Source organism: Granulicatella sp. 20925_1_45 (assembly GCF_041433555.1).
Taxonomy (GTDB): Bacteria; Bacillota; Bacilli; order Lactobacillales; family Aerococcaceae; genus Granulicatella.
This window is the reverse complement of sequence record NZ_JAPWBR010000006.1, coordinates 58,802-78,001: the sequence shown is the minus strand read 5'-3', so window position 1 is coordinate 78,001 and position 19,200 is coordinate 58,802. Positions and strand designations below refer to the sequence as shown.

General features: G+C 35.9%; 17 protein-coding genes. All 17 read right to left on the bottom strand.

Going from position 1 to position 19,200, the window contains the following annotated elements:
* Positions 1–148: 148 nt before the first annotated feature.
* Positions 149–1,315 (bottom strand): D-alanyl-lipoteichoic acid biosynthesis protein DltD, encoded by a 1,167-nt coding sequence (dltD, locus tag O3798_RS03490; RefSeq protein ID WP_048714054.1) that lies wholly within the window; start codon positions 1,313–1,315, stop codon positions 149–151.
* 21 nt (positions 1,316–1,336) lie between these two features.
* Entirely contained in the window at positions 1,337–2,323 is a 987-nt protein-coding gene (locus O3798_RS03485; RefSeq protein ID WP_048714051.1) for a glycosyltransferase family 2 protein, read from the bottom strand.
* Entirely contained in the window at positions 2,323–3,804 is a 1,482-nt protein-coding gene (locus O3798_RS03480) for an oligosaccharide flippase family protein (protein ID WP_048714049.1), read from the bottom strand. The genes O3798_RS03485 and O3798_RS03480 overlap by 1 nt, the downstream gene beginning before the upstream one ends.
* A 95-nt stretch (positions 3,805–3,899) precedes the next feature.
* Positions 3,900–4,673 carry a phosphorylcholine transferase LicD gene (locus tag O3798_RS03475; RefSeq protein ID WP_371463311.1) on the bottom strand — a complete coding sequence of 258 codons (774 nt, stop codon included), beginning with the start codon at positions 4,671–4,673 and terminating at the stop codon, positions 3,900–3,902.
* Between the two features lie 41 nt (positions 4,674–4,714).
* On the bottom strand, positions 4,715–5,515 hold the full coding sequence (locus O3798_RS03470) for a phosphorylcholine transferase LicD (protein WP_371463306.1): 801 nt from the start codon (positions 5,513–5,515) through the stop codon (positions 4,715–4,717).
* Between the two features lie 110 nt (positions 5,516–5,625).
* Positions 5,626–6,666, bottom strand: coding sequence for a hypothetical protein (locus O3798_RS03465; RefSeq protein ID WP_371463304.1), 1,041 nt, complete (start codon positions 6,664–6,666; stop codon positions 5,626–5,628).
* Positions 6,647–8,128 (bottom strand): O-antigen polysaccharide polymerase Wzy family protein, encoded by a 1,482-nt coding sequence (locus O3798_RS03460; protein WP_371463302.1) that lies wholly within the window; start codon positions 8,126–8,128, stop codon positions 6,647–6,649. Before O3798_RS03460 ends, O3798_RS03465 begins: the two co-directional genes overlap by 20 nt.
* On the bottom strand, positions 8,109–9,236 hold the full coding sequence (locus O3798_RS03455; protein WP_048714033.1) for a glycosyltransferase: 1,128 nt from the start codon (positions 9,234–9,236) through the stop codon (positions 8,109–8,111). Before O3798_RS03455 ends, O3798_RS03460 begins: the two co-directional genes overlap by 20 nt.
* A complete protein-coding gene (locus O3798_RS03450; RefSeq protein ID WP_371463300.1) occupies positions 9,226–10,059 on the bottom strand; it encodes a phosphorylcholine transferase LicD in 834 nt (277 codons plus the stop codon). The genes O3798_RS03455 and O3798_RS03450 overlap by 11 nt, the downstream gene beginning before the upstream one ends.
* A 14-nt stretch (positions 10,060–10,073) precedes the next feature.
* Entirely contained in the window at positions 10,074–11,102 is a 1,029-nt protein-coding gene (locus O3798_RS03445) for an alcohol dehydrogenase catalytic domain-containing protein (RefSeq protein WP_048714027.1), read from the bottom strand.
* A 1-nt stretch (position 11,103) separates the two neighbouring features.
* Complete coding sequence (locus O3798_RS03440) at positions 11,104–11,811, bottom strand: 2-C-methyl-D-erythritol 4-phosphate cytidylyltransferase (protein ID WP_048714024.1); 708 nt, start codon at positions 11,809–11,811, stop codon at positions 11,104–11,106.
* Between the two features lie 24 nt (positions 11,812–11,835).
* Entirely contained in the window at positions 11,836–12,876 is a 1,041-nt protein-coding gene (locus O3798_RS03435; RefSeq protein WP_371463297.1) for an LCP family protein, read from the bottom strand.
* 18 nt (positions 12,877–12,894) lie between these two features.
* Positions 12,895–14,232, bottom strand: a complete 1,338-nt coding sequence (locus tag O3798_RS03430; RefSeq protein WP_371463295.1) for an LCP family protein — start codon at positions 14,230–14,232, stop codon at positions 12,895–12,897.
* 77 nt (positions 14,233–14,309) lie between these two features.
* Positions 14,310–15,320 (bottom strand): glycosyltransferase, encoded by a 1,011-nt coding sequence (locus O3798_RS03425; protein ID WP_371463291.1) that lies wholly within the window; start codon positions 15,318–15,320, stop codon positions 14,310–14,312.
* 103 nt (positions 15,321–15,423) lie between these two features.
* On the bottom strand, positions 15,424–17,229 hold the full coding sequence (locus O3798_RS03420; RefSeq protein ID WP_048713276.1) for a nucleoside-diphosphate sugar epimerase/dehydratase: 1,806 nt from the start codon (positions 17,227–17,229) through the stop codon (positions 15,424–15,426).
* Positions 17,230–17,247: 18 nt separating this feature from the next.
* A complete protein-coding gene (locus O3798_RS03415; RefSeq protein ID WP_048713278.1) occupies positions 17,248–18,465 on the bottom strand; it encodes a DegT/DnrJ/EryC1/StrS family aminotransferase in 1,218 nt (405 codons plus the stop codon).
* Between the two features lie 15 nt (positions 18,466–18,480).
* Positions 18,481–19,173, bottom strand: coding sequence for a sugar transferase (locus O3798_RS03410; protein ID WP_048713281.1), 693 nt, complete (start codon positions 19,171–19,173; stop codon positions 18,481–18,483).
* Positions 19,174–19,200 lie beyond the last annotated feature (27 nt).

The window sequence follows — 19,200 nt, the reverse complement described above, 5'->3', positions numbered from 1 at the left end:
CCTAAAATTCTTCATCAACTCTATTTGACAAAGAGCCGCAACAATTTGTTACTTAATTCCTTCTTAAATCTCCTCATCAAAACTAATTGAGAAAGAACGCTTCAATAATATAGAATTCTGGACACCTATCAATTCTTAAACTTTACTTTTATTGTTTAAAAAATTGATATAAATCTCTGGACGCTTCAATCCATGCCTTCCACCCTGGATGAACGGTATCGTACATGTAATATGGTTCATATTCCTTATCCCCTAAGTCGAAGATAGTATAACCATAAGATTGAACGATATTCGTCAACTTCTCACGATAGATTTTACGTTGTTCCGCATCCACTCCAATATAATCGTTCCACTTTCCATTAATCGGGAAGTTGATCACACGAACATCTAACCCAAGCTCTTTGGCAATTTCAAGTAACAATTCAAAATCGCTATACTCTGGAGAATCCGAATATTTATAGAAATAATCTTTTCCTTTTCGTTTCTCCATATTATTTTTGATGTTCTTATCGAAAGTATTGTTTTCTATTCCAAACTCATTATTATTTGTTCGCTCTTTAGCATCTGCTTCAGCATTTTTTAAGAGCTCATCCCAATTATAATCAGGTGTCACATCTCCTGAATAAGGACGAAGTTTCACCTTACTATAAATACTAAATTTTGTTTCTGTAATTAAATCAGATTTTTCAACATCCATTTTTACGAGAAATTCATCCCAAAAGTTTCCTTCTCCATCGATAAGCACACGCTTAAATCGTTCAAATCGTTCTTTTAAGACTGAATTATCTTTAGCTAATTCAATAGCTCTGTTAATCAACTTTGTCCGTGTTTCCAATTTCAGATTCTCGTTCTTTAATGCGTAATACATATGTTCTGTTGAAATACGACTGATGAACGCTTTTGGATCAATTCCATATTGATCAAACCACCCGAACGATTCACTGATAACCAACTTCTTATTGACAATACTATCTCCGATGGAACCAAGCGTAAACGCCTGAATTATATTTTGGAAGTTTCCTCCACCAATCGGCATAATATGAAAATCACGATAGTTAAATAAGCTTGTATAATGATACGGTTCATCGAATCCCACAGATAATTCAGAGGACCCTAGAACTACTAATGTATCTTTATCGATATTCTTTTCTAAAAGTTCTCTATTTTTAAACTTCGCGTAATTGAAATTATAACGAACCGTATTGTTTTCATCTGTTGTAAATTGTTGATTATAAATCTTAATCCCCATTACAATCAAGATTACGGTCACAATCGAAAGCACAAAGGCTAAGAGAAACGCCTTAATTTTCTTCATCTATAACCCATCCAATATCTTTTAGTGTATCTGTTTCGTTTTTCTTTCATTTGCCAACATTACAAAGCGATAAAGTCTTACATTCACTTTTAAGAATAATGCAGCAAGACGTCTTCCTTTTTGGAAGATTCGATTTCTAGCAATTTTCAATGCATTTTGTTTTAAATAACCACGTACAACTTTATATTCTTCTAATTTTTGATATTCCTCTACATGAAGTAACTTATCAAATATAAAGAAGTAAGCATATGATAATCTAAAAAACATTTCTTCCTGTAAATCAGGATATTGCTCTTCTACGTAACGACTAAATTTAGTGTAAATCTCAATATAATTGAAATCACGTTTGCTAAATGTAGATGTTGTAATACTATTTCCACGATGATAATAATAATAATATGGTTTAGTATTCACCACATATTTATGAGCCACTTGAATTAAATCAAAATGATAGAACGCATCTTCGTAAATCTTTCCTACTGGGAATTGCAGTTGAGCCGCAATTTCTTTTCGAATCAATTTATTACAAATACTTCCTGGTACTAATTTCCCAACAAGATATTCTTTCAAGAATTCGTCTGTGTTCATCACAAAATATAAGTCAGGATCTACACACTGCGGAGACTCTCCCGTTTCATAGACATTCATAATATTGCACACGGAAACGTCGGCATCTTCTTTTATCATTTGCCCATATAAACTTTCAATCATATGAGGATGAATATAATCATCTGAATCAAGGAAAAGGATGAATGCCCCACTTGCATGTTGCGAGCCAAAATTACGTGCATCTGAAAGACCTCCATTTTCTTTATGAAAAACTTTAATCCTTGAATCTGACTCTGCAAGAGTATCACATAAGTGACCACTACTATCCGTTGCACCATCATCAATCAATAAAATCTCAAGATGTGGGTAACTTTGATTTTTAATTGAGTCGACACATTTTTCTAAATACTGTTCAACATTGTATACAGGAACAATGACACTAATTAAATCTGACATAATTACCCTTTCTTCTTGAACACCTTATTTTTAATAGTTTGCAAACCACTAATAAAGATTTCGTCTTTAACAAGCGCTAATACAACAATATAGTATATGACACAAGACACAATCGTCGCCAAAATATTCACGAGTAGTGCTCCGTTAACAATCCATTCAATAGGATGGATAACAGAAATCAAATATGCAATGACAAAAAATCCACTTGCATACAGCATATATTTTCCTGTATGAATTAATAATTTACGCATTCTAAAGAGATTATTTCGTCGAATAAGCATCATATCTAACGCAATTACCACTAATTCAGCAATAATCGTCGTTACTATATAATATGCTGGATTTGCAATATGATTGTATGCCAATAATGAATTTAAAGCTAAGTTGATTCCCCCGCCAATAAAATAAATAACCGTTAGGCGGTTTTCATAGCCTTGAACGAAAATGATTTGATTTTCTAAAATTAAAGCTAATGCCCAAGGAGTCGAACGGAGAGCAAATAATATTACACTAGTTCCTGCATCTAAATAGCGCTCTCCAGCATAAAGAATCGTCGCATGTGGCCCTAACACAGCTAGACCAAAAGATATCGGAATAATACAGAACATAAAAATACGTCCGCCCTTATTTACAAGCTCATCATATGCTTTATAATCATTAATCCCTAGATAATATCCCAACCGTGGCACACTTACGCTAATCGCTCCACTGACAACCCCCGCAATGGAAAACACGAGAGTTTGAGCAATCGTATAATACGATACGTCCTCTGGTAATGCCACCGCAGAAAGGAACATACGGTCTAAGTACGTATAAAGCATTCCGGCGTTAGCAAGAAGTAAGATTGCTATTAACGGTTGAATAACGCGCTTCACTTCGAGCATAGATACTTTTACAAATTTGACTTCTCGCTTAATCCATAAGAAACTTGCTAGATAATTAATCATTGTCACAAGTGACATCACAAGCGCATAAGCAACAATATCATGTTCACTTCGTACAAATGCAAAAATAGAAACAAGCATTAAAATACGAATCGCTAAAGTTTTATACAAAATAAATGTATAGTTCTCAAACGCTTCGTTCATCCACTCAATATTTAAAAATTGAGCGAATACTTGGATAGCCATCACATAGTATAAAGTCTTTAAAAGCGGCGTTCCCTCCATCGAAAACGTGATTAAGAAGTACGCCAATGTTGTTACTAATGTACAGACTAACGAAATATAAAATAACAGCGAGAAAGTACGATTAATCGCATCTTTATCAGACTTCACCTTACTAATCGCACGAATACCATAGTTATAGATTCCTAATGTCGCAAACGGAATAAATAAACCGATAAACGTATTGGTAATATTGAAATACCCATAATCGGTTTTACTTAAAATACGTGCGATATAAGGACCTGTAATTAATGGGAACACAATATTTAATACACGTAGCATTAAATTCGCAATTGCATTCACTTTAATATTCTTCATAAGTCACACCTTTTTATCGTTTTTACCCTATCCTACACTATCTAAAGAAGTATCGATAGATGTTTTAAAAAATCAAAAGAAAAACTTAGTAATTCCTATTTTTCTTTCCAATAAGCTTTAATTCCATGGCTCTTATAGTCAATCTCTTCTTGAGAAGGAATTTGCATATAATTCCCATAAAATTGTGTTAGAAATTCATCATAATTTTTAGGGATTGGAACCATCATATCTTCAAATGGAGCCTCAATTAATTCTTCAAATATTCCAGCACGGAAGAAGTCTTTTCGTCCATCTTTACTACAACCAATTAAGCCTTCATATTGTCCTTTCGGATCACTATATTTTTTTACTAATCGATCAATTCGTTTTGCAAAATAACGTGGGTTCACAGCTCTTAATAAATACCACATAATTTTGCGACAGAGATCTTTTAGTTTACTATCTCCGTACTGCACATACGGTAATTTGATATAGGCAATCATTCTTAATGTCGCCATTAAGAGTCCCTTATCCGCAACTTTAAGATCATTCACACGATCCACAGGAAAGACATCTACGAATACACTCGTGTCATGAGGTTTCACTTTAATATTATCCTCAACTACTGTCCATTCATCGACAATCACGGCAAAGTTTTGGAAATACCAATCTGAAGAGTCATAATCTAACACTTTATATCGTTCATCCTTCAGCTCTTTCACAACGTTTAAAAAACGATCATAGTCTTCTCTATAAAGACAAATATCAATATCGTCATCCCAAGGAATGAATCCTTTATGACGAATGGCGCCCAAAAGTGTCCCATAATTAACAAAATAAGAAATGTCGTTTTCTTTACAGACTCGGTCAATAAATTTCAAAATATTCATTTGACTGTCTTTCAATTCTTCTTTTGATAGATACTGCTTCACTATACTTCCTCCTTAAATCGAACAACTAACCCATGTGGATTTACTTGTTTTTCAGCAGGGGGCAATTGCATATAATCCCCATATAATTGTGTTAAAATCACATCATATTCTTTCGGAACAGGATACATTTTCCCTTCAAATTCAGCTTCAATCGTTTCTTCAAACACTTCTGGAGCCATAATCTCTTGTTCTTTAGCCTTTGAAGCTAAAACACCCGCATATTTCCCGTTTGGAACAGTATTATTTCTGACTAACTTGTCAATTTTATACGCAAAATAACGGGGTGAAACAAAAGTAAGTCCTGTCCAACATATCGTACGAATAATGTCTTTTAATACACTATCCTTATAGACAATATTCTCATGTTTACTAAACGATAATAATTTAAAACTCTCTAAATCATATGTTTTTTTTACTAAAGAAAAATCATCAAAACGATCATATGGGAAAATATCAATAAAGATTCCCGTTTCATACGTCTTACGATTTCTTGTGTCCTCAACAACAGTTTTCGTATCTACGACTTTAATAAAGTTATTGTAATATTTCTCGTCAGTTTCTAGTGATAGAACCTTAAAACGGGGATGAGTAAATTCTTTTACAAAACGATCATAATTGTCTCTCGACATCATCAAATCAATATCATCATCCCAAGGAATAAAGCCTTTATGACGAATAGCTCCGATTAACGTTCCATAGTTTAAAAAGTATTCAATCTTATGTTCTTTACAAAACTCGTCGACTGCATCTAATAGTTCGATTTCGATTTGTTTAATTTCTAATTCTGATAAAGTTGTCAACACATTCTCTCCTTCCATAATCATCTCATTATATCATGAAATCATACTCTCAGCTATATAAATCAAAAAAACAGAAGGACAGGAATCCTTCTGTTTAAACATATTCTCTATTATTTAACCGCAATTATACCGACAAGTTCTTTATCGAAGTTTTGAGCTACTTGTAATTCTTTTTCAAGTTTCTTATAGCGAGAAATTCCTAACTCTTCAACGAATACCACTTTTTGTTCATTAGCATCGATAAGATCATTATTCTCAATGACCGTAACCCCTTCAAAGTTTACTTGATTTCTTAACTTTTCAAGTAATTCTTTATCTGATGAAGTAACTGCTACATTTCCATTTTTATTTTGAATAAATGATAGAACTTTTGCAACCTCTGCAACAGCTGCTACTTCGAATACTTTTTCAACACCGTATTGGTTGAAGTCACCTACACGATTTAAGGTTGGGTTAAAGAAGTATAATGCAAAGTTGATAAATAAGACAATCGCAATTGCAAGTATGAATAATGCTACTAATTGTGTCACTAAACGTTTAGCACTGAAGTTTGAAACTGTTTTTGATTCACCAACAAACTCTTGCGAATGTACTGTATCGAGTTTCGTAATTGTTACATTTGGAAATGTGTTTTTGTATGAATTTACTAATTGATCAATTTTCTTTTCAATCAATTGATTTAATTCTAAGCTTTTTGTCAATACTTTAACAGAAACCCCTGTTGAATCTCCAAGTGCATTATATATAATTTTTTGTTCCCAGAAGTTTGCATCTGAATTACGTAATTGTGTTTCATTACTTGAGATTTCGCCAGCAATTTTAGCTACTGTCTTACTGTCTACATCGTTAAATAAATATGGTCCAGTCATATTTGAGCTAATCAATTTCATGTAAAATTGACTGTATTGATTTTCGCTAGCAAAGTTTTCTGAACGAACCGTTCTATCTGGAGCATCGATTTTATAAACGATATATGAAGAATAACTTCCTTCTCCACTTACAACTGCAGTAGAGTTGATTGTTTTAAGTGATAGTGGCACTGCCATCGCTAAGAAAAGAACGATGAATCCAATCAAGTTCCATTTCTTATTTTTTACTGTATTTGCAATCAGATCAGCAAATGAATATTTTTCAAACATTAATATAACCATCCTTTGTATGTGAATAATAACCGACTCTCTTTACAAGCAACCCTGATACGATAAACAGAACTACTATAAAGAACCAAAACTGCATTGTAAATAAACTGTAGAAACTTTCTGTAAAGCTACTTCTTGGCATAAAGAAAAGATTTCCTAAAATCACAAGAGAAAGAATCAATCTTAGTGTTTTACTAGTATACATCGAATACACTAGAGAAACAAATAACATTCCTAGTAGAAGATTTGCAATAATTAAACCGATAAAGCCATAATCTGTAAAGACTTCAATTATGTAACTACTTCCGATTCCGTGTCCGCCAAGGTAATCTTTGTTCATCGCAATATAAGAAATATTATGCGCAAAACTATTACTTTCTAGCGCTAACTCAAGACTGTTTGATGTATTAGCAAACGGAGTAGTCCCCAGCAACACATTCCCAAGAGAACCTCGTGTAAAGTACTCAATAATCGGCCCGAAGGTAAAGTTTCTAAACTCCCTCGTTGGCAACGCTGAGTGATAAAGGTATCCCTTTGATAATGCTCCAAAACTCGTAGACTGCTTATATAAGAAGTCTAATAACAACCCCGAAATACTAGTTCCTTTTACAGAAGCACCATCACGAATATAGTTTAGTGCTCCCATCGCCAACATTAAAACAGGTGTCCCCGCTCCGAGTAAGAACTTCTCGAAGCGTCCAATCCATTTCTCATTCTTATCTGTATAGTGCCTCATAAAGAAATAAACAAATGAGAATACAATGGCAAGAATGAACGGATTCCGTGTTCCAATCAGTAAATGAATAGCATTCGCACCAATATACAATAGTAATACGAATAATGATTTTTTCTTGCTTGGTTTTGTCGCTAAGTACGTACAAAGCGCGAAAAACATAAACGCTGATAATAAATACGTAAAGTATGGTAATTTACTTTGGAAATTCGCGTAATAACCATAATACGTTGTTTGACGTCTAAACATATATCGTTCTACTAAACGCAACACATAGAATGGATACGTAAAGAGAAATGCGATAAATGAGACCCGTTGTAATTTATCGATGAAACGTTGATTTACTGGTTTATCCACTGTTTTTTTCGGTCTTGTAGCCATCCATCGTCCAATCATTCCACCAATGATAATTGCTACAATACTGATAGCAATCGCTGTGAACGAAAACTGATACGTATCTTTCGAGTACTCTTGAAGAATTCCATTATTCATATAATAAATGATTGGCCGGTTAAACAAGAATATTCCAATCATTAATAGAAACATAAAATGGATAATGTAGTATTTTAAATCGAGTAAACAATAGATAATCGCAGTCACATATAAGAGAATCACTGCACCCAATTGCAATACTATATTTGACTGAACACTCGCTACGATAAAGATAATCCCGGAGATAAGGGCGCTCAGTACAACAACGAAAAATAATAAACCTTTTAAACTAATTGTCGATTTTTTCATTTTCTTCCCTTTCTAACATCTCCAATATCTGTTTCATTTGCGCTTCTACTGTGAAGCTTTCAATATAAGCATCCATCGCTTTTGTATCAACAGATGCATTCATTCTTTCATTTAAAGCAGCCACTGCTTCTTCATCCGTTTGGATAATGGTTCCAAACTGTCCGTTTCCACTCAGCTCCTCTGCTCCACCAACATCAGTCGAGACAAATGGTTTTCCAAGCGTCAATGCTTCCACAAAGGCTCCAGAAAAACCTTCTTGTTGAGACATTGAAAGAAGTACTTTTGCACGTTTCAACACGGGATATGGATTTTTCTGATAGCCTAGAAAATGAACTCTTTCTTCCAATCCTAATTCGGCAGTTCTTTCTTTTAATTGTGCCTCCTGATCGCCACTCCCAATAAAATAAATGTGGGCTGTCGGCCTTACCTCGAGTAATTGATGAAAAACTTCGAGGGCTCTATCAGTCCCTTTCTTTGATTCTAAGCGACCAATGACTGCAATACTATTTTCCTCGACAATTTCTTCATAAGGCTCATTAGACTTTCGAACGATTTCATCAAAGTTATAACCATTATAAATCGTCACAATCTTCTCTTTAAACTCTGGATAGACGGTTTCGATCGACTCTCTTGTTTTCTTGGAGATTGCAACGATATTATTGGCAGTTTTTAAATGTCGACGATGATTTTCTCGGTAAGTTGCATTTTCTGGTTTTAAGAACTCTTCGATACTTCCATGGATCCATGCAATCTTCTTCACTTCTGGTCGTTTAGAAAAAGGAAATGCCGGATTCATAATTGTAAACGAGATTTCAATATCATATTCATCTTTAATCAGATGATTGCGAACAAGGTCTGGAAACCAGATTCTAGTTCTCCATAGTAATGCTTCGACAAAACGTGAATGTTTTCTAACCTTATAAGGTTTTAGAATTCGAACGCCTTCTGGAACAGGTTCATACCCCTTATCAAAGTGTTCGATTTCTAAAATATCAACGTCATATTTTTCTAAATCTAAATGATTAACGATTGTTGAGAGGATTTTTTCGGCTCCTCCGCCAAGAGAAAAGGACCATAAATAAACAAGAATTTTTTTCTTATTTCCCATAATACTCCCCTTTGTATTTCTCATATCCATTTTCAAGATCGACAAATAATGCATCATGATGTGCAACTTGTTTATCTGCTGGAGGTGGTGTCATGTAATCACCAAATGCTGTTTTTAAGTAAGCATCGTATCCAACTGGAATTGGCATTTCTGTTTGTTCAAATGGTACAAATAATGCAGACTCAAAGCTTTCAATTGGATATTTATTCTTCATATATCCAGGCCCTGCACAAAGTTCAGTGATCCCATCACTTTCTTCACGCGTGTACTTTGTCATCTCGCGCTGCGCCTTGCTCCAAATTTTATAGCGTAATGAACGCGTTGGGACTAATCCTAATAAGAATAAGCTTCCCCATTTCATCAATCCACCATGTTTTTCAGGGATTGTTTGAGCACGGAACAATGAGTAAATCAATGCCCAACGAACTTGTTTCTTACGTGCTGATTCTGATTTTGGATAATAATCTAGTGGCAGGATATCAATTGCTAAACCATGCGGTACGTCTAAGTCCGCTTGATAAGGTTTCACGCAAGTCGTTTCTTTATCACGAATCGTCACAAACAAATTACGGTCTAAGTAATGTTCGTCACTGTTTGACATCACATAACGCGCGTCTGCTTCTTTTGGCCACAATTCGATGAGTTTTTCATAATCTTTTCGTGGCATAAAGAAATCTAAATCATCATCCCAAGGGATAAATCCTTTATGGCGAAGTGCTCCAATGGCCCCACCACCGCATAAATAACATAATAATTCATGTTGCTTACAAAATGACACAAAGTATTCCGCCATCTCTAAACATTTCTCTTGTAATGGTTCCATGTTTTCCTCACTTTCTAAATATCCCATTTAGCCACTGTTTTAAATGGCGTTAATTTATCTTCCTCGAAGAAATGATAAATATCTTTCATCTCTTGAATTGGATTTGATTCAAAAATAATTAAGTTCAAACGTGCATGCACTTTTGGATCTGCCATAAATTGAACAGCCTCTTCAAAATCCTTGCGACCTGAACGAGAGCTTCCAACCCATGTTAATCCTTTTTCAAGAATGTCACGTGTGTTTAATGGTACTTCAAACTCGCTAACTCCCATCATGACAACCGTACCTTGAGGTTGAATATGACGGATAATTTCACGATATGCATCTTGAGTTCCGCTACCGCCCACACATTCAATGGCGTGGTCGAATGTAAAGTCTTCTGGAAGATTGCTCACATCATATACTTCATCTACAAATGAGAATAGACGTAACTTCTCAGGATCTTTACCAACAATGATAATCGTAGAGTCTGGGAATTTTGCTTTTGCAATCGTTGCTACAACATAAGCTAAACTTCCTGAGCCCCATACGACGATACGGTTACGACGGCTATGTGCTACTTTGTCAAAACGGCGAAGTCCATGAACGCCGACTGACACAAATTCAGAAATGGCAGCGACTTTATCTGGCACATCTTCGTATTTCACTACACGGTCGATTGGAATCGTCACAAATTCGCGCATGAATCCATCATGACCACTTGAACGGAAGTATGTTCCATTCACGTAGTTTTCGTAAAATTCAGTGTTATGATCAAAGTCACGTGGTGGTTGGTTTGGAATCATCACCACATGATCGCCTGGTTTATACGTTCCTGTAGGGTCCGCAACAACGATCCCACAACATTCATGAATCAATGCCATTGGTAATTTCTTCTGCAAAATTTTAGCAGGACGTGTTCCTTGGAAGTAACGTTGGTCAGCATGACACAAAGCTAAGTAGTTTGGTCGAACCACCACAGTATCTTCTTCATAGAATGACACATCTTCATATTTAATTGAGAAAAACGATGGACGAATGAGTTGATACACTCGATTAATCATTTTAAATCTCTCCTAACATCGCTTGCGCAATTTTCAAATCTGTTACTGTTGTAATTTTAATGTTTGAGTATTCACCCTCGACAAGAGCTACTTTCACATCATTAACCACAAACACTTTACATGCATCCGTCAAGATTTCTTTGACATCATCTGTTAGGCTATCATACAAGTCTGTAAATGCTTGAATCTTAAATGTTTGAGGTGTTTGTCCTTGATACATATGCGTTCTGTTTGGAATAGAAGAAATCACTTTTCCATCAACCGATTCTACAATTGTATCATTGGCCATCACTACAGTATCCGCAACGTCATAGTTCTTCATCGCTTCAATATTGTCGACAATCATACGATAAGAAACGAACGGACGAACCGCATCATGCGTAATCAATACATCTTCAGGTGAAAACGATCCGCTATTTTTGATGTCCGCAATAATACTTAAGATGCTATCATTACGATTTCCACCACCGCTAACGACACGGATTTTGTCTTTATTTGTCAAAATATGTTTGTCTAATAAATCATTGAAGTAGCTCACCCAGTTTGGATGGACAGCTACATAAACAACATCTACATCTGGAACAAACAAGAATTTTTCCACTGTGTGAATAATAATTGGTTTGTTTCCTAATGGTAGAAATTGCTTTGGCATTTCTTGGATTCCCATACGAGTTCCGGTTCCACCGGCTAAAATCCCAGCATAAATCATTTTATACACCTCTTATTTCCCCTATTAAGGAGTTGTTAAATAATATAAATCTTCTCTTTGTTGTAGTAATGGATATGTTTGAACAGTTGGTTGTCCCATTAACTTACGGATTGAATTGCTTACTCCAAGCAACACCTCATCCGTTGCATATGAGTAATAGATTTGCTCTCCTGCATTGTTTGTTAATAATAACTGTCTTTCTTCGATAAAGGTTTGTGTTAAATTATTTCCTGTGATAGCAGGACCATAAGTGTTTTTAAGGGCCATCACTTGTCCAATTGGCAAGTCCGTTTTCACGTTTTTACTTACCGCATTCATTAATTGCTCGAAGTTTGTAACAGAATTAAATGTCATCAATTTCTTAACGAGTTCTTCGATAACGATACGTTGACGTTTTTGACGACCTGTATCTCCTTCTGGATCATCATAACGCATACGTGCAAAACGTAAGGCACTTTCACCATCAAGCAGTTCCGTCTTTCCTTCAACGAAAGAACGCCCTTCATAAGTAAAGGTTAGTGGACTTGTCACTTCAATTCCACCGACAGCATCGACGAATTCCATTAAACCTCCCATGTTAATTTGCACATAGAAGTCAATCGTTGTATCTAACATCTTCTCAACTGAATTAATAACCATTGGAGCCTTTCCATAAGCAAAGGCGTGGTTCAGTTTATCATAGCCACCTGTTCCTACAATTTCTGTATAAGTATCACGAGGTAAGCTGAGTAGTTGAGATTTCTTCGTTGATGGGTTAACTGTCAACAATAACATTGTATCTGAGCGGCCGTCTTCTTCTTCACGTCCATATGCTCCATTATCAATCCCCAATAATAGAATGTTAATTGGTTTTGCGTTTTTAATAATCTCGTTTGCTTCTTGTTCCGTACGGTTTCCGACATCTTGAGTAATCGTGTTAATCGTATGGTTAATTCGGCTTGCATAGTAAGTTCCTGCTACTGCAATAATCGCGAGTAAAAGGATTAAAATAAAACCAATACGTCCCCGTTTCTTTTTCTTTTCTTGACGTCTCCCTTTTCGGGTCCATTCATTTGATTCGTTCATATTTACACTCCAATACTTTTAAGGGTTTTGTTTTTGTGTAGGCTGAGTTGGCGCAACAGGCTCTTGCGTTGCAGGAGCTGATTGCGTTGGTTGTACAGGCTGTGGTTGCTCTGGAGCAGCCGTCACTTGTGGCGTCTGTGTTGCTGGTGCAGTTGGTGTCACCGCACTTGTCCCTCCACCATTGTTTGATGGATTTGTTGGTGCTACATAGTCGTCATCATCATTACTGTTGTTACTGTAATTGTTATTATTGTAACTATTGTTATAATTTGGCGTTACATTTGGTTCTACGTAAGTATCCCCTTGTTCTTGTACATTTGAATTATTTTGAGGTGCATTTTGCTCGATATTCACTGATGACTGTGTTTCTTTCGTTTCAATATGTTTTAATTCAGTAATCTCTTCTAAATCAAGTGACTTTCTGATGACATTCGAAACGCGAATCTTCTCAGCTTCTGGAATGACAAAATAATAAACGCCATTAATCATCGCTCCATCCCCATTAATCGTATCTGACTCAAAATGTTGGAGAGCTTCTTTATGCGTTTGAGCAATTTGGAATAATTTTTCTACTGTAAAGTTTGTTTTTACCGAATTCTCTAATGTCTTAAGAATTTCTTCGTATTTAGTTACTGAACCTAGGCTCAATAATTTTTCGACTAATTTTTGAATGACATATTGTTGACGTTTTTGACGCCCAGTATCTCCTTCAGGGTCATCATAACGCATACGTGCATATCGCAGAGCTGCCTCCCCGTCTACATGGCGTGTGACACCTTCAGTAAAGGACTCATCCTCATACGTAAATGTTAACGCTGGGGTAATCTCTAATCCACCCACTGCATCAACAAGGCCCATCAATCCACCCATATCTACTGTTACATAGTAGTCAATTGGGACGTTAAGCATATTTTGTACACTATTAATTGAAAATTGTTCTTTACCAAAGGCATATGCATGGTTAATTTTATCAAAAGTACCATAACCGATAATTTCAGTATAAGAATCACGAGGAATACTAATCATCGTTGTTTTCTTTTGTTTTGGATTTACAGTCACAAGAAGCATCGTATCTGAACGCCCTACTTCCGTATCACGACCATAAGCTCCATTATCAATCCCTAATAGAAGAACCGAAAAGCTGCTATCGTCTGTTAATTCTTTCTCACGTAATTGGACGGTCTCTACTTTTTGATGGATCGCATCTTCCGCTTTAGAAATACGACTCCATGCATAAGCAGCACCAGCAATAATTACTGCAACAATTGCCAGCAATACTGTAAAAACAATTTTTCTTCTTTTCTGATTTTTTCTTTGTTTTCTTCTATTTGATAATTTTTCTTCATTTACTCTCATTCATTCCACTCCAATAACTATACAATCAGTTTATTATATCATAGATTTCCTTGAATTCATGAGTATTTATAGTAATTTTAAGATTTTTCTTCTTCACCAAAATATTCTTTTTTAAATTCAAAACCAAAGATCCATCCCTTAATTGTTCCAACACCATAGGCGAAGTGAATCGCAATCATAATGACTGGGATTAGTAGTAATGTTGGATTGAATTTTTGCTTAGAAATTTCAAAAACAGACAACCCCAGCACCGCTAACAAATATAGGAATACTACAGTTAAAAGTGGTACAAAACTGACTGGCGTGAGCATCATTAATACAAGTAAAGTCGCTACAAATACACCTGGGCCAAAGTGGAATAAAGATAAGCAATCACGGCAAACATGTGAAGTCAATCCAATCCAATATCCGTTTGCAAATTTTTGTTGAATCATCTTCGTAAAAGTTGGACGAATATATTGGTATGATTCAATTTCAGGATTAAAAATAATATCATATCCCGCTTTGCGCACTCTGTAATGAAACTCGTTATCCTCAGTACGCAACAATCTTTCATCAGCTAGTCCTACTTTGTCAAAAACTTCTTTTCGATACATCCCATGGAAAATAGAGTTCACTTTTCTTTTCACATCTGATTTCCTATAATTCGCAATACTGCTTCCAAGAGCTGACTCTTCTACGATATGTAGAGTCTTTGGAAAATCATCAGCTGAGTCCACAACAGTCGGTCTATTGCCTCCACAAACATAAGCCCCCGCTAAGATTTCATCTACATTTTTTTGAACAAAGTCTGCTGGAATTCGAGAATGGGCATCGATTTTTAAAACAACATCCCCAGTTGCATGTTTAACCCCTTCGTTAAATCCTGCAGCCTGGATTTGGCGCTCGTTTGTAACGATTTGAACACTCAAGTTTTCGTTATTTTTTTTAAATTCTTCCATCACTAACCTAGTGTTATCTGTTGAGTTTGAATCCATCAACACCACTTCAATATTTTGAAGTGGGAATGTTTGGTTTAGAATATCTTCAAATAGCATTGGTAAGTATTTTTCTTCATTTCTTGCGGTAATTATAATACTAACTTTCATAAATAATCTCCTATTTTTTATTCTCAATTCATTATAAAATAGTTCTTTTTATAAAAACAGAAATATCATCAAAAAAGGCCGATGAAATCATCGACCCATTAATCTATTTCTTTTTATTCGCAATATCAATCAATTCATCATGTAATTGTTGATCTGTATAGCTCTCGAAGTTTTCAATGAAATTATACACGCGGTTAATCTTAGAATTGTCCGCAATTCCAATATGAATCTTAGGAAAGACTTGTTTTGGATTTACTTCTCCTTCGTTCAGTAACTCCTCATACATCTTTTCTCCAGGGCGTAACCCTGTGAATTTAATCTCAATATCGCCTTCATCATATCCTGAAAGACGAATTAAGTTCTTCGCTAAGTCCACAATCTTCACTGGTTGTCCCATATCGAGTACGAAGATTTCCCCGCCTCGTGCAAGTGCTCCAGCTTGAATAACTAATTGAGCAGCTTCCGGAATCGTCATAAAGTAACGTACGATATCCGGGTGAGTCACTGTAATTGGCCCCCCTTCAGCAATTTGCTTCTTGAAGAGCGGAATGACTGAGCCACGTGACCCTAATACATTCCCAAAACGAACCGCAACGAATTTTGTATACTCGCTACGTGTCGCCATGTCTTGAACAATCATCTCACATAGACGTTTTGTAGCACCCATAATATTTGGTGGGTTAACCGCCTTATCAGTTGATACCATTACGAATGCTTTTACACGTGCATGGCTTGCTGCTTCAGCAACATTTCTTGTACCAAGAATATTGTTTTTTACCGCTTCACGAGGGTTTAATTCCATCAATGGTACGTGTTTATGCGCTGCAGCATGGTAAACCACATCTGGTTTGTATTTGTCCATCACTTCGAAAATACGTTTGCGATCTTGCACATCGGCAATCACCGGTGTAATCGTGAAGTGTTGAGAATATTTACCAACTAATTCCATATTCAGTTGATAAATACTATTTTCACCATGCCCTAAAATAACGATTTCTTTTGGTTTAAATTTAGCCACTTGACGGCAAATTTCTGAACCAATTGAACCACCTGCACCCGTTACAAGAATCTTCTTGCCACGAAGTTGTTTTTCAATCATCGTTTGATCCAAATGAACTGGATCACGACCTAATAAGTCTTCAATTTCGACATTTCGTAGTTGTTGTACGTGTAAGTTACCACTCATGACATCATCAATATTTGGTAAGATTACACATTCAGCACCCGTCTTACGAGCGACATCGTACACTTCATTTAATTTTTTTATTGGAAGTGATGGCATCGCAATAACGACTTTAGTAATCCCCATCGTATCTACAATGCGTTCGATATCCTTGATAGCTCCTAAAATACGAACTCCGTATACATCTTTACGTAATTTATCTGGATCATCATCGACAAAGGCAATTGGATCCATACGCATTGCTGGATGCATCAACATTTGACGAACTAATAATGTTCCAGCCGCTCCCGCACCAACAATTAGTGTTGGTTTTGCATTTTCCATAATGCTACTATCCGCAAAGAACTCACGGAAGACACGCATTGATAAACGTACTCCACCAATCGAAATTACAAGTAATAACCAGCAGACAATTAGGAATTGCCATGTTATTTTCGTATCGAAGAACGCTAGCCCTGAAATTGTTGAAACGATGACAGTTGCTGACACACATTTTACGACAGTAATTACTTCGTACACACTAGCGTATTCCCAATCTCTCCAATAAAGATTGAAGAAATATGAGAACACATAATAGGCTACTAACGATAAAATCGCTGTAATCGTTAATCCGTGAATATTACGAATTAATCCTTCTGTTACTAATCGAAATCCTAAAAACACTGATCCAACAACAAGTAGCGAGTCAACGATGAATAATAATAAAATTTTTAATCGATTATTCATTTAAATATCCTCTCCTGACTATCCAAGTACTTCTTGAATCACTTCTAAATAATTTTGAACAATGTAATCCACATCTTCATCGCTAAGTAATCCATGCAATGGTAAAGTTACTTCATTTTCAAAGAAGCGGTAAGCATTTGGATAATCTTCCATACGGAATCCCATATTTTGATAAGCCGTTAATAATGGAAGTGGTTTGTAGTGAACGTTACATGAAACGCCACGTTCCGCCATTTTTGTAATAATTTCTCCACGTTGATCATAGCTTGCGCCTTGAACACGAGTGATATATAAGTGACGTGAAGATTCATAATCTTTACCTTCGTGAGGTAAAACTTGGATACGTTTATCCGCAGATAATCCTTTATCAAGATGACGTACGATCTCTTTTCTGCGTTCCAATAATTGTGGGTAACGTTCTAATTGCGCTAAACCGATTGCAGCCATAATATCTGGCATATTGCATTTGAATCCTGGGATAACAATATCGTATTCCCAAGAACCCGGTTTGATTTTTGCTAAAGCGTCTTTTGTTTGTCCGTGTAATGAGTACACTTGGAACTCTTTATACATTGCTTCAGAATCCAATTCGTTTGCTGGATTCCATGTAATACATCCACCTTCTGCAGTTGTTAAATTCTTAACTGCATGGAATGAGAATGATGCAAAGTCTGCGATTTTTGCAACAGAAACTCCGTCACGAGTTGTTCCAATTGCATGTGCACAGTCAGAAACAACAATAATACGGTTAAAGTAACGTTGTAAGTTTGTAGATGGTTGGAATAACCCACGTTTTGATTCCACTACTTCGAAAATACGACGGTAGTCACATGGAACCCCTGCTAATTCAACAGGAATAACCACTTTTGTTTTTTCAGTGATGGCTTCGGCTAACGCATCATAATTCATTTCGAAATGGTCTTCTTGGATATCAACCATAACTGGTGTTGCTCCAACGTGTTCAATCACACTACAAGAAGCTGTATATGTGTATGCCGGAACAATAACTTCGTCTCCAGGTCCAACGCCTAAAACACGCAATGCTAACTCTAACGCAGCAGTTGCAGAGTTCAAGCAGACTACTTTTTCCGTGCCCATGTATTCTGCTAATTGACGTTCAAATTCTTTTGTTTTTGGTCCTGTTGTAATCCAACCAGATTGTAGTACTTCGACTACATTGTTAATTTCCTTTTCTGTAATATCTGGTGGTGAGAATGGAATATTTCTAACTTTCATGTTGGTTCCTCCAAGTTATTTTAAGACTGCAATCACAGTTTTTACCATGATCGCAATGTCATTTTTTAAACTACATTTTTTTAAATAATCAATATTGTATTGCATTTTTTCTGGCAAAATATGTTTGATATAAGCTTCATCCACTGTTAAGCCTTGTTTTGTCCACTCTGCAATCTTTTCTGCTTCGTGTCTAAATTCAATCGCTGCAATCGATGTTACTCCAGCAGGAAGTAATAAGGTTGTTTGCATTTCTGGTGTATATGCATCTACATATTTTTGTACTTCTGGTCTTGCGCCTACGAAAGACATATCTCCAATTAATACATTGAGTAGCTGGGCTACTTCATCCAGACGATAATTACGAACACGACGTCCAACTTTTGTAATACGTGGATCGTGATCTTGTGTCACAAGCGGTCCTACTTTATCCGCATTTAATACCATCGTTCTGAATTTAAATATTTTAAATTTGCGTCCATTTGTCGTCACGCGCTCCTGTCTATAAAACACAGGGCCCCCATCTTCTAGTTTGATTGCAATCGCAATGATTAAAAAGACGATTGATAATGGAACTAGAAGTAATAACGAAACGACAATATCAAAAATTCGTTTTGAAATTAAATATCCTTTTCGCTGTCGAAGTTCCTTCTGAGTTTTGATTACGAGTTCGTTTCTCATAAATTCTGGCAATGAAATATCCTCGTTCATAAAATCTCCTTTCATGCCTAGATAACC

Bases quoted from the DNA above. Each gene is read 5' to 3' on its own strand.
- O3798_RS03480 (WP_048714049.1), bottom strand. From the start codon at position 3,804: ATGAAGAATATTAAAGTGAATGCAATTGCGAATTTAATGCTACGTGTA.
- O3798_RS03420 (WP_048713276.1), bottom strand. From the start codon at position 17,229: ATGAATAATCGATTAAAAATTTTATTATTATTCATCGTTGACTCGCTA.
- O3798_RS03465 (WP_371463304.1), bottom strand. From the start codon at position 6,666: ATGGTTATATTAATGTTTGAAAAATATTCATTTGCTGATCTGATTGCA.
- O3798_RS03455 (WP_048714033.1), bottom strand. From the start codon at position 9,236: ATGGGAAATAAGAAAAAAATTCTTGTTTATTTATGGTCCTTTTCTCTT.
- O3798_RS03450 (WP_371463300.1), bottom strand. From the start codon at position 10,059: ATGGAACCATTACAAGAGAAATGTTTAGAGATGGCGGAATACTTTGTG.
- O3798_RS03410 (WP_048713281.1), bottom strand. From the start codon at position 19,173: ATGAACGAGGATATTTCATTGCCAGAATTTATGAGAAACGAACTCGTA.
- dltD (WP_048714054.1), bottom strand. From the start codon at position 1,315: ATGAAGAAAATTAAGGCGTTTCTCTTAGCCTTTGTGCTTTCGATTGTG.
- O3798_RS03415 (WP_048713278.1), bottom strand. From the start codon at position 18,465: ATGAAAGTTAGAAATATTCCATTCTCACCACCAGATATTACAGAAAAG.
- O3798_RS03425 (WP_371463291.1), bottom strand. From the start codon at position 15,320: ATGAAAGTTAGTATTATAATTACCGCAAGAAATGAAGAAAAATACTTA.
- O3798_RS03475 (WP_371463311.1), bottom strand. From the start codon at position 4,673: ATGAATATTTTGAAATTTATTGACCGAGTCTGTAAAGAAAACGACATT.
- O3798_RS03435 (WP_371463297.1), bottom strand. From the start codon at position 12,876: ATGAACGAATCAAATGAATGGACCCGAAAAGGGAGACGTCAAGAAAAG.
- O3798_RS03430 (WP_371463295.1), bottom strand. From the start codon at position 14,232: ATGAGAGTAAATGAAGAAAAATTATCAAATAGAAGAAAACAAAGAAAA.
- O3798_RS03460 (WP_371463302.1), bottom strand. From the start codon at position 8,128: ATGAAAAAATCGACAATTAGTTTAAAAGGTTTATTATTTTTCGTTGTT.
- O3798_RS03440 (WP_048714024.1), bottom strand. From the start codon at position 11,811: ATGATTTATGCTGGGATTTTAGCCGGTGGAACCGGAACTCGTATGGGA.
- O3798_RS03445 (WP_048714027.1), bottom strand. From the start codon at position 11,102: ATGATTAATCGAGTGTATCAACTCATTCGTCCATCGTTTTTCTCAATT.